This is a genomic window from Enterobacter sp. DVT3837, from assembly GCF_056238685.1.
Map to the genome: position 1 here is coordinate 2991050 of NZ_JBWDLA010000001.1, position 16242 is coordinate 3007291.

A 16242-nucleotide genomic window follows, 5' to 3' on the forward strand; every position below is an offset into this window, starting at 1 on the left:
GAGCACTTTCCTGATGAGCAAAAAACAACTTCCGGTAGCACCGGCGGGTCGCCCCTGCGCGCGCGTTACCTGTGAAACATTACCATCCGCACTGGACCGCTGGGACGGCGGGATCAAAGCGGCGGCCACCGACGATAGCAGCATTTCTGTTTTTGATGTTATCGGGCAGGACTACTGGGGCGAAGGGGTAACAGCTAAACGTATTGCCGGTGCGCTTCGGGCTATGAACGGCGCCGACGTCACGGTGAATATCAACTCACCGGGCGGCGACATGTTCGAAGGTCTGGCTATTTATAACCTGCTCCGCGAATACGAAGGCCGTGTAACGGTGAAGGTGCTGGGCATTGCCGCCAGCGCCGCCTCGATAATTGCGATGGCCGGGGATGATATTCAGATTGGCCGCGGCGCCTTCCTGATGATCCACAACTGCTGGGTATACGCGATGGGGAACCGCCATGATTTTGCAGAACTGGCACAGTCACTGGAACCTTTCGATACCGCTATGGCTGACATCTACGCGGCGCGCTCCGGCCTTGATATGGCCGCTGTGAAGAAGCTGATGGACGCGGAAAGCTATATCGGTGGCAGTGATGCTGTGGCGAAGGGGCTGGCAGATAGCTTGCTTTCTGCTGATGCGGTCAGCGACGGCGACGAATCGCCTGCAGCTGCGCTTCGCAAACTTGATGCATTGCTGGCCAAGACCAACACCCCGCGCTCTGAGCGAAGAAAACTCATTAAAGCCTTATCCGGTGGCATGCCTGGCGCTGTCACCACCAACGACGGTACGCCGGGCGCTGCCGAAGACATCAAACCTGAAACCATCAATTCACTTGAAATCGCCCTGGCGGCGTTAGTCAAATAAGGACCCTTTATGTCTGAAGTAAACGATATTCTGAAAAAAGTCACGGCCAGCATCGAAGAGGCAACCGGTAAGTTCAACGCTAAAGCAGAAGATGCACTCAAAGAGGCGCAGAAATCCGGCAAGCTGTCAGAAGAAACAAAGGCAGCCGTCGATAAAATGGCTTCTGAGTTCAACGCCCTGCGTGAAGCAGAAAAAACGCTGAAGGCCGCAATGGGCGAACTTGAGCAACATGTTGCCCAGATGCCGCTGGCAAACGCGAAACAGATTGTCGAGTCCGTTGGCCACCAGGTGATCTCCGCTGAAGCCCTGAAAACCTTTGCTTCCAGCGTGGAAGGTGGTAAGCGCATCAGTATTCCGGTTAAGGCAGCCCTGACTTCGGTGGATGTTCCTGATGGTGTTGTGGAGCCACAGCGCCTGCCGGGTATTGATACGGCACCGAAACAGCGCCTGTTCATCCGCGATCTGATTGCTCCAGGCCGTACATCATCCTCAGCTATTTTCTGGGTGCAGCAGACAGGCTTTACCAATAACGCGAAAGTGGTTCCTGAAAATACGCAGAAACCATACAGCGAAATTGAGTTCACGCCGAAAATCACTGGCGTAAGCACCATCGCTCACCTGTTCAAAGCCTCGAAGCAGATCCTGGATGACTTCGCACAGCTGCAGTCAACCGTTGATGCAGAAATGCGCTACGGACTGAAGTACGCGGAAGAGCAGGAAATTCTCTTCGGTGATGGTACCGGCGTGCATCTGCATGGCATTGTTCCTCAGGCGTCAGCGTTTAATCCGGCGTTCACTGTGGAACAGCAGAGCGGGATTGACGATCTGCGCCTGGCAATGCTGCAGGCGCAACTGGCGCGATTCCCGGCATCTGGCCACGTTCTTCACTTCATTGACTGGGCGCGGATCGAACTGACCAAAGACAGCCTTGGCCGTTACATCCTGGCTAACCCTGCAGCGCTGACTGGACCGACGCTTTGGGGCTTGCCGGTTGTAGCCACGGAAGCGGCGGCCTTCCAGGGTAAATTCCTGACCGGTGCTTTCAACGCTGGGGCGCAAATCTTCGACCGCGAAGATGCTAACGTGGTTATCTCCACGGAGAACGCCGACGACTTCGAGAAAAACATGATCACCATCCGTTGTGAAGAACGTCTGGCGCTGGCCGTTAAACGCCCTGAAGCGTTCGTGTACGGTTCATTCAGCACTGGCGCTGGTAGCTGATAAATAATGCGGCCTTCGGGCCGCTTTTTTTCGGGGTGAATAAATGCTTGATCAAGATGTGGTGAAACAGCACTGCCGCATTGATACAGATTTTACCGGCGATGATGCTCTGCTGAAGATATACACAGGTGCGGCTGCGCAATATGTACAGACATGGACAAGGCGAACGCTCTATGACACTGAAAGCAGCCCTGGATACGCAGAAGACCCTGATTCGATTCTCCTTAAAGACGATGTGAAGGCGGCGATGTTACTCCTTATCGGTCACTGGTATGCAAACCGAGAGGCGGTAAATATCGGGAACATAACATCAGATATTCCATTTGCTGTGGAAGCGCTACTGCAGCCGTACCGAATCTATGGGTTGTAGGAGGTGTTATGCAGGCCGGGAGACTCAGAGACAGAATCACCGTACAGAACCTTTCTTCGGAAAGGGATAGTTCCGGGCAGCCCGTTGAATCATGGCATGACGGCTCGGAGACATGGGCTGAAGTAAAAGGGATTAGTGGACGTGAACTGGTAGCGGCAGGGGCTGAAACCGCCATCGCTACTATCAGGGTGTGGACACGATTTCGCCGTGATATCACTGCTGCCTCCAGGATAAGGGTTGAAACTGGCCCGTTTAAGGGGGCTGTTTTAAATATTGTTGGTCCACCAATACCTGATTCTCGTGGTGTTCTTTTCGAAATTTTATGTAAGCAGGGGGCCGAAAAATGATTGAAACGAGCCTCGACTTTTCCGGTTTAAATGACATCGCAAAAGACCTTGAGTCGCTCAGCCGCGCTGAAAATAACAAGGTTCTTCGCGATGCCACACGCGCTGGCGCCGAAGTGCTTAAGGAAGAAGTGATCGCCCGCGCTCCGGTGCGTACCGGGAAACTGAAAAAAAACGTAGTGGTGGTGACCCAAAAAAGCCGCCGCCGCGGGGAAATTTCTTCCGGTGTCCACATTCGTGGTGTAAACCCGCGCACCGGGAACAGCGATAACACGATGAAGGCGAATAACCCGAGAAACGCCTTTTACTGGCGATTCGTAGAAATGGGTACCGTTAACATGCCGCCGCACCCGTTCATTCGTCCCGCGTTCGATGTTCGCCAGGAGCAGGCGACGGAGGTCGCGATCAGGCGCATGAACCAGGCCATTGACGAGGCATTAAGCAAATGACGGAAGACGATCTCTATCCTCTGCTGGCGCCGCTGGCCGGAGGGCAGGTTTATCCCTACGTTGCGCCGCTCGGCAATGACGGGAAGCCTTCAGTCTCTCCGCCCTGGGTAATTTTCTCGATTATTACCGACGTGGCCGCAGACGTTCTTTGCGGTCAGGCTGAATCTGCCGTTTCTGTGCAGGTTGATGTCTATTCCAGCACCATCGCTGAAGCGAGCACGATCAGGAATATGGCGCTTGATGCTCTGCAGGTGCTGAAGCCGGAAAGCATTGTGAAAACGCCGGGCTATGAGCCTGATCTGCGCTATCACCGGGCAACGCTCGAATTTCAGGTAACCGTTTAACTTTACCCACCATAACAGACCGCTCCGGCGGTCTTTTTTTTAACTGGAGAAACCATGACCAGTAAGTATGAAGTCACAAAGGGGATGACCTTTGCCGTCTCCGACGCACCCGTAACTGCCGAGGATTTTAACGCCTCAGGTTTCCCGGGTGCTGGTGTTACCTGGCTGGAAGCAGCCTGCGCAACAAAAGAGATCACCTTCACCGGCGGGCAGAAAGGGGATATCGACGTAACCACGCTGTGCTCAACTGAACAGGAGCAAACCAACGGCCTCGCCGCGCCTGCTGAAATGAGCATTACCCGTAACTGGGTTGGCGATGAAGCAGCACAGGAGGCACTGCAGACCGCTTACGAAAATGACGAACTGCGCGCGCTGCGCGTGGTATTCCCGTCTGGCAACGGTTTCTACGTGCTGGTGGAGGTACGCCAGAGCTCATGGTCTGCTGCAACCTCTTCCGTTGTTGGCGCTACCTATTCTCTGCGTGTACGTGGCAAACCTAAACGCATCTACGCGTCTGGTTCCTGAGCGGCTTCGGCCGCTTTTTTTATCCCTCCGATCATGTAACAAGAGAAAAATGAAATGCCGCAAAAAACATCACAGAATTCATTACGCAACGTGGCGCTTACAGCATCGAAAGCCTATCGCACCAAAGAAGGTATCACGGTCCCTGAATGGGATGGCGCAAAGGTAACGCTGCGTGAACCCTCAGGCGATGCCTGGGTGAAATTCCGGGAGATTGTTAATCCCCAGCTCGCCGAGGGCGAAGAAGCACCGACGCTGACGGAGGCGGAAAAGTTTCTGCGTAACAAAGAGGCTGATGTGGTTCTGTTTATTGACGTTCTGCTGGATGAAAACGGCGAGCGAGTATTCAGCGATGAGGATCAGGAGCAGGTATCTAAAATTTATGGTCCTGTGCACTCCCGCCTGCTGGCTCAGGCCCTCAACCTCGGCATGAGCCAGGAAGAAGCGGGAAAGCCGTAAAGCAGCCGCTGACCTTCTTCCTGATGTCGCTGGCGCTCCGGTTGGGGCGCACTCTCCACGAACTGCGCCAGACCATGACCGCCAGCGAGCTAAAAATGTGGATCGAGTTCGACCGCATCAGTCCGATTGGTGACTGGCGCGCCGATGCTCAGGCGGCGCAGATCTCCGTTGCAATGCTGAACTCTCAGGGCGGGAAATTCACCATTCCTGACGTGATGCTGAAATGGGGTGAGCAGGAAGAAGGCGCTGAAGTCTCTGAACTTGAAGAATGGATGTCCAGTCTTTGATGCCCGCGGCTGCGGGCTTTTTTATGGGTGAAATATGGCAAAGCTGCGCGAGCTAATCATCAAAATTTCGGCGAACTCTTCTTCTTTCCAGTCTGAGATCGCCAGAGCCTCCCGCATGGGAACCGATTACTACCGCACTATGGAACAGGGCGGGAAAAAAGCTGCAGCGGCCACGCGTGAAACTCAGCGTTCTTTGGCTGATCTTAACTCTCAGCTTGCAACCGTGCGATCTTCTGCTGCCGGGCTTGCTGGTGCGTGGGCTGGTGCATTTGCCACGCATCAGCTGATTCAGTTTGCCGACACGTGGAACCAGTTGAATGGACGTCTTCGCCTTGCTTCCTCTTCCAGTGAGGATTACGTGCAATCCCAGCGCGTTCTGATGGAGATCAGCCAGCGCACCGGAACATCACTCGAAGCAAACAGCAACCTTTACAGTCGTATCGCTCAATCCCTGCGTGATGCCGGTTATGCTTCTGCTGACGTCGCAAAAGTGACGGAAACCGTTGCAACATCACTGAAGCTTTCTGGCGCAAGCACAGAAGAGGCGAGTTCCGTTATCACACAGTTGAGCCAGGCGCTGGGTTCAGGCGTTCTGCGAGGGGAAGAGTTTAATGCCATCATGGAGAGCGGCGGAAGACTGGCTAAGCTGCTGGCTGATGGTCTTGGTACTACCATCGGCGGCCTGCGTAATATGGCCAACAACGGCGAACTGACGACCAACAAGATCGTCCCGCTGCTGACCAACGTTGAGATCCTCCGTAAAGAGTTCGACACCCTTCCTGCATCCATCAGCGGATCTGCACAGAAAGTGCAAAACGCCTTCCTTGCATGGGTTGGCGGGGCGAGCGATGCGGTCGGCGCATCATCAACGCTTTCAGGCGTGCTGGATGGTCTGGCGAATAACATCGATGATGTGGCAAATATAGCCGGTGTTCTGGTTGGTGTTGGCCTCGCTCGTTATTTTGGAAACATGGTCGGCAGCGTTGCTCAGTCAACCCGCGCTGTGCTCGCTAATACGGCCGCCGAGGTCGCGCTGGCGCAGGCTCAGGTTCGCGGCGCTCAGGTTAGCGTTGCTGCTGGTCGCCAGGCTGTTTACCGCGCTCAACAGGCGCGCGCAGCGGCGACGAGTATTGAGGCTCAGATTGTCGCTGAGCGTAATCTTGCTGCAGCTCAGGCATCATTGAATACGGCGCTGGCTGGCAGGACCTCTGCAGCTAACAATCTCACCAATACAGCCTCAGTAATGTCCCGGCTGGGTAGCGGGGTGCTGGGTATTCTCGGTGGCTGGCCTGGAGTGATCATCGGTGCCGGCGCTGCGATGTATGGCCTTTATCAGCATACCCAGCAGGTGCATCGTGAGGCAGTCGGCTTTGCCAACAATCTTGACGAGATCAACACCAAGCTCCAGCAGATGTCTGTGCTTGGCCTGCGTTCGACCGCGGCCGATGCCCGTACATCTTTACAGGCGCAAAAACAGGACCTGGCCGACCTCGACTCTCAGATCGCTAAGGTGAAAGACAGCCTTAAGGCGGTTGACCAAATCCAGCAGGACTACAACCGCCATCCGACGCTGACCCTGATCAACACCTTCATGGACCAGGCCGACATCACGGCTAAAAACATCGAGCTGACCGACAAGCTGAACCAACTGGAGTACCAGCGCGAACAGGCAGCCTCAAAAGTCGAGCAAACGCAGAAGCTGGTAAACAATGCCAGTGACCTGGCCACGCAAAAGGCTATCGAACAGGCTGGCGCCGTCTCAATCCTGAAAGGTGCGTATGACCTGCTTAACCGCTCAATGTCTGCGACCGCTGGCGCGAAGCCGCCGCAGTATGCCGGGCCAGTTGTCTCTCTGGCGAACGCGACGCCTCAACAGCAAACCGCACTGGAGCGCTCACGCCGCGATAACGAGCTGGCCAGCCTCAGCGGATTAGAAAAACTCCATCAGCAGCACGTCTATGAAGCAGAAGACCTGCAGCTGACGGGGGCGCTTTACACCAAGTACATCTACAACAAGGATCAGGCAGCCAAAAAGGATGCGGCGGCTGCGGAGGCAAAAAAAACCTCTACCGCCGCCTCGAAAGCTCAGAGTAAAGCCGAGCGTGAAGCGGCCAGCACCGCCGAACAGTATTCCCGGAAAATGGCCGATCTGAGTGTGGCGATCGATGTGCAACGCGTCAGGGCGACGGAAGGCGAAAAAGCATCCGAGCTTTACGCGGCATCGCACCAGGCAGGCACTAAATGGACCGACGAGCAGCGCAGGGCGATCCAGGCATCATCAGCAGAGCTGGCAAAATGGACGCAAAAAGCCGACGAGAACGTGCGCAAGCAGCGCGAACAAGCTGATGCCCTGAAGGATTTAACTGAAGCGGCCCGAAAGTTCAGGGATGAGGCGACGCTGACAACCGAAACCGCAGGCATGAGCGATCGCCAGCGAAGCCGGTTCGACGAGACGCAACAGATCGGCCGTGTTTTTGCTAAAGCAGGTGGCGACAAAAGCACCCAGGCTGTGATAGCTCGACGCGAAGCCCTCGATGCTCTGGATAAGAAATACAAGGCTATTGCAGCAGCTGAAGCGGACTGGATGTCCGGAGTATCACGCGGCTATGCCAACTGGTTTGATGAAATCAGTAACGTATCCGGCACGGTTTCTGACGGGGTGAAAACCACACTCGACAGCGCGTTTAGTAACGTCACCTCAATGCTCGAAGGCAATAAGGTTAGCTGGAAATCGTGGGGTATTTCTGTACTGCAGATCATCGAAAAAGTAGCGCTGCAGATGGCGGTGGTCAGCGCGATGGGGGGGGCCTCTTCCGGTTCTGGCATTTTTGGTTCACTCATCGGCAGTGTTGGCAGCTTCTTCGGGGGCGGGGCGGGCGCGTCAGCCAGCACCGGTACAGCGGTTTCAAGTTACGGATCGAACTTCCAGTTTAACGCCAAAGGCGGCGTTTATGACTCCCCCTCTCTGAGCGCCTTCAGTAATGGGATCGTCAGAAACCCCACCATGTTCGCTTTCGCAAAAGGCGGGGCCGGAATCATGGGCGAGGCTGGGCCGGAGGCGATCATGCCGCTGACCCGCGCGCCGGATGGTTCTCTCGGCGTTCGTGCGGTCGGAGGTGGCGGCGGTCAGTCGGTATCTTCGGCGCCACAGGTTTATATCACCATTGATGGTAATGGCAACACATCAACACAGACCTCACCTGGGCTTGAACAATTCGGTGCAGACGTTGGCCGATTTGTTGATCAGCGATACAAGCAGAACGTCATGCGAGATATCAGCCCAGGTGGTGACATCTGGAACGCAATGAAAGGAACCAGATAAAAATGGCTATCGAAACTTTCACCTGGTGCCCGCGGATTAACGCTGAGGCAGATACTAACTTCCGCGTCAGGAAAGCTCAGTTTGGCGATGGATATGAGCAGGTGTCAGGGGATGGATTGAACACGAGAACCCAGCAGTGGACGCTCAACTTTACAGGCAACGAAACCTACATTTCTGCCATTAAGTCTTTTCTCGACAGGCATGAAGGAACGAAAGCCTTTCAGTGGAAGCCGCCGCTCGAATCTTTGGGGTTGTATCGTTGCGAAACGTATAAACCCACTGGGCTCGGCGCCGGGAAATTCAACCTTGAAGCAACATTCATACAGGCATTCCGACCATGAGTCTTAACGCTGATTTTCAGAAACTCGAACCAGGTGATGTGGTCAGGCTTTTCGAAGTAGATGGCACGGCATTTGGCACCGGTGAAGTGCTTCGATTTCACAGTTACAGCCTCGCGCATACTGAAGCTGAAATCCTCGCTGCTGGCGGTGACGAAAATAAGCTTCCCGCAAAATCTATCTGGTGGCAGGGTGTGGAGTATAAAGCCTGGCCATGCAAAATTGAGGGGATCGAGGCCTCTACCAGCGGAAGCAGCGCGCATCCAAAATTATCGGTAGCTAACCTTGATAGTTCTATCACAGCGCTTTGTCTGGCTTATGACGATATGCTGCAGGCGAAAGTTACCATCCATGACACGCTGGGAAAATATCTCGATGCGATTAACTTTGCCGACGGCAACCCCACAGCTGATCCGACTCAAGAAAAGCTGAAGGTGTTCTACATCGACGCAAAGAGCAGTGAAACCAACGAAGTGGTTGAGTTCACGTTATCCAGCCCGATGGACCTGCAGGGACAAATGATCCCGACGCGCCAGCTGCATTCGCTCTGTACCTGGTGCATCCGGAACAAGTATCGCACCGGCGACGGCTGCGACTATGCCGGAACCCGATATTTCGACAAAAACAACAATCCGGTAAGCGATCCGTCGCTGGATGAATGCAACGGCACGCTAACGGCCTGCAAACTCCGATTCGGTGAAAATAACGAACTCTCGTTTGGTGGCTTCCCCGGCACGTCTTTGATCAGGAGTTGATATGCGTCAGAAAACCATCGATGCGATTATGGCGCATGCTGCAGGTGAATATCCTCGCGAGTGCTGTGGCGTGGTGGCGCAGAAAAGCCGCGTTGAGCGGTACTTCCCCTGCCGAAATCTTGCCGAGGCGCCGGAGGACAATTTTGTCCTCTGTCCGGAAGATTACGTAGTTGCTGAGGACTGGGGTACGGTGATCGCCATCGCTCACAGCCACCCTGATGCCACGACGCAGCCGAGCGAACTGGATAAGGCGCAATGCGATGCAACGCTTTTACCCTGGCACATCGTGAGCTGGCCTGAGGGGGATTTACGCACCATCCAGCCGCGCGGAGAACTGCCGCTGCTGGAGCGTCCGTTTGTGCTTGGACACTTCGACTGCTGGGGGCTGGTAATGAGCTATTTCCGGCAAACGCATGGTATCGAGCTCCACGATTACCGGGTGGATTATCCCTGGTGGGAAAACGACTATCCCGACAACTTCTATCAGGATTGCTGGTATGAGTGCGGATTCCGTGAATTCGACGGGCCCCCGAAACCCGGCGATATGGTGATCATGCAGGTCCAGGCTGATAAGTGGAACCACGCTGGGATCCTGCTGGAGGGTAATATGCTGCTGCACCACCTGTACGGACATTTGAGCCAGCGGGTGCCGTATGGTGGCTACTGGCAGGAACGGACGATGAAGATTCTTAGGCATCATAATTTTATTTAACAAACTGTCACTGATACTATCGTGTGGTACACAGTAAGGAGAACGATATGTATACAGTTGGTTTTGGTTGGATCTTCGTAGGTATTTTCATTGGGTTAATTCTCTGGTTTTTCATCAACCGCGCAAGCGTCAGAGCGAACAGGCAGGTTGAATTACTTGAGTCTATCGACCAGAAATTATCAAAAATATTAGATCCAAACTTCGAGGCAAATAATAAAGACCAGTCGAAAGAAAATTACCTTGAAGAAGCAAGGAAAAAAGCTGGGCTTTGAGAGCGTAAATTAACAAACCACCTACGGGTGGTTTTTTTTATGGGGGGTAGCATGCAAGAGGTAATGACAAGAATTGAGCTAAGTGGCGTGCTAGCTAAGACATATGGAAAGGTTCATCACCGCTTGGTTCGCACCACTGCTGAAGCCATTAATGCACTTGCGAAAACCATAAATGGTTTCGAGAAATTCTTAAACACGAGCAAAGCCCGAGGGCTGACGTATGCTGTTTATAGAGATAAAAAGAATATTGGCGTTGATGATTTCGGATTTCCTGTCACCGGCGAAGTGATCCGGATTGTCCCTGTAGTAATTGGAAGTAAAAAGGCTGGTCTTTTGCAGACGATCTTGGGAGCCGTGCTTATCACTGCTGCTGTATTGACTGGCCCCGGCGGTATTGGCGCTGCGTTCGCTGCTGGTGGATTCACGGGATTTGCTGCAGCCACTGGCGCCTCGTTGGTCCTCGGTGGGGTTATTCAGCTTCTTTCACCGCAGCCATCAGGCATAGCCAGCAAACAAAGTGCAGATAACCGCGCATCCTACGCATTCGGTGGTGTAACAAACACCGCGGCGCAAGGCTATCCAGTACCGCTCCTATATGGCCGCCGGCGGATAGGCGGAGCGATTATTTCTGCCGGAATTTATGTCGAAGATCAGCAGTAGATAACTAACCTTTTTTCTGGCCACCTTCGGGTGGCTTTTTTTATGGGCGCAATATGGCTACAGATAAAGTGTTAAAGGGCCGCAAGGGCGGCAGCTCCAGTTCCCGAACTCCTACCGAACAGCCTGATGATCTGCAATCTGTAGCTAAGGCCAAAATCCTCGTTGCGCTTGGGGAAGGGGAATTTGCAGGGCAGCTAACCGGCAAAGATATCTACCTGGACGGAACGGCACTTGAGAACGCCGACGGCTCCCAAAACTTCAGCGGTGTGACGTGGGAGTTTCGTGCGGGAACGCAGGCGCAAAATTACATTCAGGGCATTCCCGGTACCGAAAATGAAATCAGCGTGGGTACCGAAGTATCAAGCGCTACAGCATGGACGCGCACGTTCACCAATACGCAGCTATCAGCGGTTCGTCTGCGTCTGAAATGGCCCTCGCTTTTCAAGCAGGAGGACGACGGGGATCTGGTCGGCTATTCGATTAACTACGCGATCGACCTGCAGACGGACGGCGGAACATGGCAGACGGTTCTCAATACCAGCGTGACCGGGAAAACGACATCAGGTTATGAGCGCAGCCACCGAATTGATTTACCGCAGGCTGGCAGCACCTGGACAATTCGACTGCGAAAAATTACCGCAGATGCCAACAGCGCGAAGATCGGCGATACGATGACCCTGCAGAGCTTCACTGAGGTGATTGACGCCAAGTTGCGCTATCCAAACACAGCGCTGCTCTACATCGAATTTGACTCTAGCCAGTTTAATGGCTCAATCCCGCAGATATCATGCGAGCCACGCGGTCGCGTTATCCGAGTACCAGATATTTACGATCCTGAAACCCGGACCTACAGCGGGACATGGACCGGGGCGTTTAAGTGGGCATGGACGGACAATCCCGCGTGGATTTTTTACGATCTTGTTGTTTCTGACCGGTTCGGCCTTGGCCACCGCTTAACAGCTGCGAACATTGATAAATGGACGCTTTATCAGGTTGCCCAGTATTGCGATCAGATGGTACCTGACGGTAAAGGGGGCAACGGTACCGAACCGCGTTATACCTGCAACGTGTACATTCAGGACCGGAATGATGCTTATACAGTCCTCCGCGATTTTGCTGCCATCTTCCGTGGCATGACCTACTGGGGCGGAGATCAGATTGTGGCCCTGGCCGACATGCCGCGCGATGTTGATTACAGCTACACGCGCGCTAACGTTATTGACGGTCGCTTCACCTATTCGAGCAGCACCACGAAAACCCGCTACACCACAGCTCTGGTTTCATGGTCTGATCCCAGTAATGCTTACGCCGACGCGATGGAGCCGGTATTTGAGCAGGCGCTGGTTGCGCGGTACGGATTCAATCAGCTGGAAATGACAGCCATAGGCTGCACCCGACAGTCAGAGGCGAACCGAAAGGGGCGCTGGGGCATTCTCACCAACAACAAGGATCGCGTTGTTTCGTTTGATGTCGGGCTGGACGGAAACATTCCACAACCGGGCTACATCATCGCCGTGGCAGACGAGCTGCTTTCCGGAAAGGTTATGGGCGGCCGCATCAGCGCTGTTAACGGTCGCGTTATCAAACTTGATCGCGTGGCAGATGCAGCAGCAGGTGATCGCCTTATCCTCAACCTACCTTCCGGAGCGTCGCAGAGCAGAACCATTCAGGCCGTGAACGGGGAATCTGTCACAGTCACTACGGCATACAGTGAGACGCCACAGGCCGAAGCTGTTTGGGTGGTGGAATCTGACGAGCTTTATGCTCAGCAGTACCGCGTTGTCAGCGTAAGTGATAACGATAATAGTACCTTCTCTATCACCGCCGCATGGCACGATCAGGATAAATATGCCCGTATCGATACTGGCGCAATCATCGACCAGCGGCCAATAAGTATTATCCCGCCAGGGAATCAGGCTCCGCCTGCCAACATTGTGATCAGCTCATTCTCTGTCGTTCAGCAGAACATTAGCGTAGAAACCATGCGTGTAAGCTGGGACCAGGCGCAGAACGCTATCGCCTATGAAGCTCAGTGGCGGCGTAATGACGGGAACTGGGTGAACGTGCCGCGTAGCTCCACCGCATCCTTCGATATACCGGGGATTTATGCTGGTCGATATCTGGTACGCGTCCGCGCCATTAACGCCGCTGAGATTTCCTCAGGGTGGGGCTATTCAGAAGAGAAAACGCTGACAGGTAAAGTGGGTAATCCACCAAAACCAGTTGGCTTTACTGCATCAGAAAACGTTGTGTTTGGTATCGAGCTGAACTGGGGATTCCCGGCGAACACCGACGATACCCTGAAGACGGAAATCCAGTACAGCCTGACGGGGACTGAGGGCGATGCGATACTGCTGGCCGATGTGCCATACCCACAACGTAAATATCAGCAGATGGGGCTTAAGGCGGGACAGATTTTCTGGTACCGCGCTCAGCTGGTTGACCGAACTGGTAATGAATCGGGGTATACCGACTTTATACGGGGGCAGGCCAGCACTGATGTTTCTGATATCACTGATACCATCCTGGAGGATATGAAGGGGTCTGAGACATTCAAAGACCTGATCGAGAACGCTGTGGACAGCAATGAAAAAATTGCTGGTATGGCGGATGACATCAAAAGTCATGCCGACGAGCTGGAGAAGCAGGCGCAAGAGATACAGGAGAATGCTGACGGTCTGGCGCAGGCCGCTGTAAAAATCGATGAGATTTCCGTTTCGATGGACGGCATGACAGGAGGCGTGAAGAACTCGGCAATTGCGATTATCCAGAATGGGCTAGCGCAGGTTGTAAGTCGTCGCTCTCAGACAGCTACGAATGCCGGGAACAGCGCCAGTATAGATCGTGTCGATACCACCATTGCTGATGCCAGCCAGGCTGTTGCCCGTGCGCTAGTCACGCTGGATGCGGAAGCAGGTGGGAATATCTCTAACTCAACAGATCTGACCGAAACACTTGCTGACTTTACCCAGGCTTCGGCAACAAAAATTAACACCCTGACGGTTAAATCAGGAGAAAACAGTGCCGCAATAAACGTCAACGCGAAGGCTATAGCAGACGTAAATGGTGATCTCAGCGCGATGTACAACATCAAGGTATCGGTCGATTCAAATGGGCGACAGTATGCTGCCGGAATGGGAATCGGCGTCGAGAACACGCCAGAGGGTATGCAGTCACAGGTGATGTTCCTGGCTGACCGTTTCGCCGTCATGACCCAGGCCGGAGGTGATGTTACGCTCCCATTCGTTATTCAGAATGGGCAGACAATCATCAGGGATACGGTGATTGGTGAAGGTACGATCAATAACGGAAAAATCGGCAACTATATCCAGTCCTCAACCTGGGATGGCTCGGGGAATGTTGGCTGGCATATCAATAAATCCGGTTATGCCGTTTTCAATAACGTCACCGTGCGTGGAACTGTATATGCCACTAACGGCAGCTTCAAAGGGTCAGTCGAGGCGACCACTTTTGTCGGTGACATTGCAAACGTCGGGATTGGAAGTGACGTGAATATTTCCGGCGGCGGGGTTGGGTCACAAACAATCACGTTTACGGATTCCTCAACATCAGCACTCGGTAAATCAGCACTTCTTGAGGCATTGATTTTCGTTTCTTCACTGTCTGGTACCACAACAGTCTCCATAACTCTCAGCATCAACGGGAATACGCGTTACTTGGGCACAATCAATGTTCCTGCCGGGACTGGTGGGCTTTGGATGACCGTAAGACATGCAGTAAGGGGGATCACATCAGCGACTGTAACCGGGACCATCACGGTCATAGGAACAGGAACAGCCAGTAAGACGATATCAGCACCGACATTAACCATTACCCGCGGTACCGGCTCATTTGCCTGATCTTTCTGACATTCAACCTGATTTATAGCCCGCTAAGAAAACAGTCCAACTTTAAGGGAGCAGTTCATTCGGCGGGTTTTTTATTGTCTGGAGAATATATGCTTTATAACACTGGCACCATCGCCATCAACGGAAATACCGCCACTGGAACGGGCACAAACTGGACTGCACCGGCCACTCAGGTTCGTGCTGGTCAGACGATTATCGTTGCGTCAAACCCGGTGCAGATGTTCCAGATTACAACTGTCGACGGCGCGACATCCTTGACCGTTACGCCTGCCGCATCTCCAGCGCTCAGCGGCCAGAAGTACGGCATTCTGGTGTCAGACAATATCTCTGTCGACGGGCTGGCCCAGGCGATGTCGCAGCTTATCAAAGAGTATGACGAGAACATTGGCGCGTGGGAGACGTTCGCCACAACCTCAGCCAATCAGAGCATCACTGTAACAATCAACGGCATCGCCGTAACCATCCCCGCCATCGGTAAACTGGCTCAGAAAGGGGCCAATGGTGCACTGCCTGTAGACCAGGGTGGAACCGGCGCGACGACTGCGGAAGAGAGTCGAAAAAACCTCGGTTTGAGCGCATTCTTGACTCTTGAAGACCAGAGTATTGTCTACGGCCCTGCACGGGAGCAGGCAATCATCATTCGCAAAAACGAGTGGGGGGCCGTTATTACGAATAATGGTAAGCCAGTACCACTCGGAACCCGGTATGGTGGAACGGGGGCAACAACAGGTGATTATTGGGGAGCCTGTACGAACATTGGAGCCATAAGACCAAAGACATCGCGTTTTGTATCCGGTGAAAACCCGACCAGCCTTGACTGGAAAAACAGCACAGGTTTTATCACTGGTCAGGTTGAGGGGGGAGCGGTCGGAGCATGGATAGACATTACCTCTGCCGATGAAGGCGCACGGATGCAGTTAATTGGATTTTATGGAGATAACAATGGCAAGCATGGGTTCGGTTACAAGGTCTACAACCCAAACTCTCAGTCCTGGTACAATCTCGCCGTCGCACGGGATACAAACAACACGACTATTGATAGTAACGGATTTATAAAAGCCGCCTCGCCAATCGTTAACATTTTCAGAGACGGACAATATGAAACTAACGACGAATCAGAAGGGGTTACGGTCACTCGCCTGGATGTCGGACAGTACCTCATTGAAGGTTGTAAGGCACTTAATTCTGATGCTGCCTGGGGAGGTATAGACGGTGGTTTTGAAATTCCTTCAGACCGGAATAAGCAGCCGCTAGTATGGCTGGATTATGAGGTTAACGCCGATGGTTCTGTTCTTGTAAAAACATATCACCGCACTTACCCAAACGCCCCTGAGTTTGCCAGAAATGAAATTGATGGGATTAAGGACGGTGATCCGGTTGATATCCCGGCTGACCAGTTCATCAGTGTTCGTGTGGAAATGCCAGCGGACAGCATCTGGAATCAGCGGCATAAAGA

17 protein-coding genes are annotated in these 16242 nt (G+C 53.5%); all 17 read left to right on the top strand.

The window, feature by feature from the left end; all coding sequences use genetic code 11:
* The first annotated feature begins 13 nt into the window (after positions 1–13).
* Complete coding sequence (locus AC0XWG_RS14830) at positions 14–862, top strand: head maturation protease, ClpP-related (protein ID WP_410376935.1); 849 nt, start codon at positions 14–16, stop codon at positions 860–862.
* A 9-nt stretch (positions 863–871) separates the two neighbouring features.
* Entirely contained in the window at positions 872–2083 is a 1212-nt protein-coding gene (locus AC0XWG_RS14835; protein WP_086538233.1) for a phage major capsid protein, read from the top strand.
* A gap of 43 nt (positions 2084–2126) precedes the next feature.
* Positions 2127–2453, top strand: coding sequence for a head-tail connector protein (locus AC0XWG_RS14840; RefSeq protein WP_028019705.1), 327 nt, complete (start codon positions 2127–2129; stop codon positions 2451–2453).
* A gap of 8 nt (positions 2454–2461) precedes the next feature.
* Positions 2462–2800, top strand: coding sequence for a phage head closure protein (locus AC0XWG_RS14845; protein WP_028019706.1), 339 nt, complete (start codon positions 2462–2464; stop codon positions 2798–2800).
* On the top strand, positions 2797–3246 hold the full coding sequence (locus AC0XWG_RS14850; protein WP_028019707.1) for an HK97-gp10 family putative phage morphogenesis protein: 450 nt from the start codon (positions 2797–2799) through the stop codon (positions 3244–3246). Before AC0XWG_RS14845 ends, AC0XWG_RS14850 begins: the two co-directional genes overlap by 4 nt.
* The gene (gene gp17, locus AC0XWG_RS14855) at positions 3243–3590 is read left to right on the top strand and encodes a tail completion protein gp17 (protein ID WP_475680750.1); all 348 of its coding nucleotides are present in this window, start codon (positions 3243–3245) and stop codon (positions 3588–3590) included. The genes AC0XWG_RS14850 and gp17 overlap by 4 nt, the downstream gene beginning before the upstream one ends.
* Positions 3591–3644: 54 nt before the next feature.
* Complete coding sequence (locus AC0XWG_RS14860) at positions 3645–4115, top strand: phage tail tube protein (RefSeq protein ID WP_000202242.1); 471 nt, start codon at positions 3645–3647, stop codon at positions 4113–4115.
* A gap of 54 nt (positions 4116–4169) precedes the next feature.
* Complete coding sequence (locus AC0XWG_RS14865) at positions 4170–4571, top strand: phage tail assembly chaperone (protein WP_001135721.1); 402 nt, start codon at positions 4170–4172, stop codon at positions 4569–4571.
* 23 nt (positions 4572–4594) lie between these two features.
* A complete protein-coding gene (locus AC0XWG_RS14870; protein ID WP_000050396.1) occupies positions 4595–4858 on the top strand; it encodes a phage tail assembly protein T in 264 nt (87 codons plus the stop codon).
* A gap of 34 nt (positions 4859–4892) precedes the next feature.
* Positions 4893–8180, top strand: a complete 3288-nt coding sequence (locus AC0XWG_RS14875; protein WP_475680751.1) for a phage tail tape measure protein — start codon at positions 4893–4895, stop codon at positions 8178–8180.
* Between the two features lie 2 nt (positions 8181–8182).
* Positions 8183–8521 carry a phage tail protein gene (locus AC0XWG_RS14880; protein WP_063922237.1) on the top strand — a complete coding sequence of 113 codons (339 nt, stop codon included), beginning with the start codon at positions 8183–8185 and terminating at the stop codon, positions 8519–8521.
* Positions 8518–9273, top strand: coding sequence for a phage minor tail protein L (locus AC0XWG_RS14885; RefSeq protein WP_126287166.1), 756 nt, complete (start codon positions 8518–8520; stop codon positions 9271–9273). The genes AC0XWG_RS14880 and AC0XWG_RS14885 overlap by 4 nt, the downstream gene beginning before the upstream one ends.
* 1 nt (position 9274) lies before the next feature.
* The gene (locus AC0XWG_RS14890) at positions 9275–9985 is read left to right on the top strand and encodes a C40 family peptidase (protein ID WP_475680752.1); all 711 of its coding nucleotides are present in this window, start codon (positions 9275–9277) and stop codon (positions 9983–9985) included.
* A 47-nt stretch (positions 9986–10032) separates the two neighbouring features.
* Positions 10033–10257 carry a YebO family protein gene (locus AC0XWG_RS14895; protein WP_196367792.1) on the top strand — a complete coding sequence of 75 codons (225 nt, stop codon included), beginning with the start codon at positions 10033–10035 and terminating at the stop codon, positions 10255–10257.
* Positions 10258–10308: 51 nt separating this feature from the next.
* A complete protein-coding gene (locus tag AC0XWG_RS14900) occupies positions 10309–10917 on the top strand; it encodes a tail assembly protein (RefSeq protein WP_257277114.1) in 609 nt (202 codons plus the stop codon).
* Between the two features lie 53 nt (positions 10918–10970).
* On the top strand, positions 10971–14777 hold the full coding sequence (locus AC0XWG_RS14905) for a TipJ family phage tail tip protein (protein WP_475680753.1): 3807 nt from the start codon (positions 10971–10973) through the stop codon (positions 14775–14777).
* Between the two features lie 98 nt (positions 14778–14875).
* On the top strand, positions 14876–16242 hold a 1367-nt coding region (locus tag AC0XWG_RS14910; RefSeq protein ID WP_475680754.1), incomplete at its 3' end, for a phage tail fiber protein.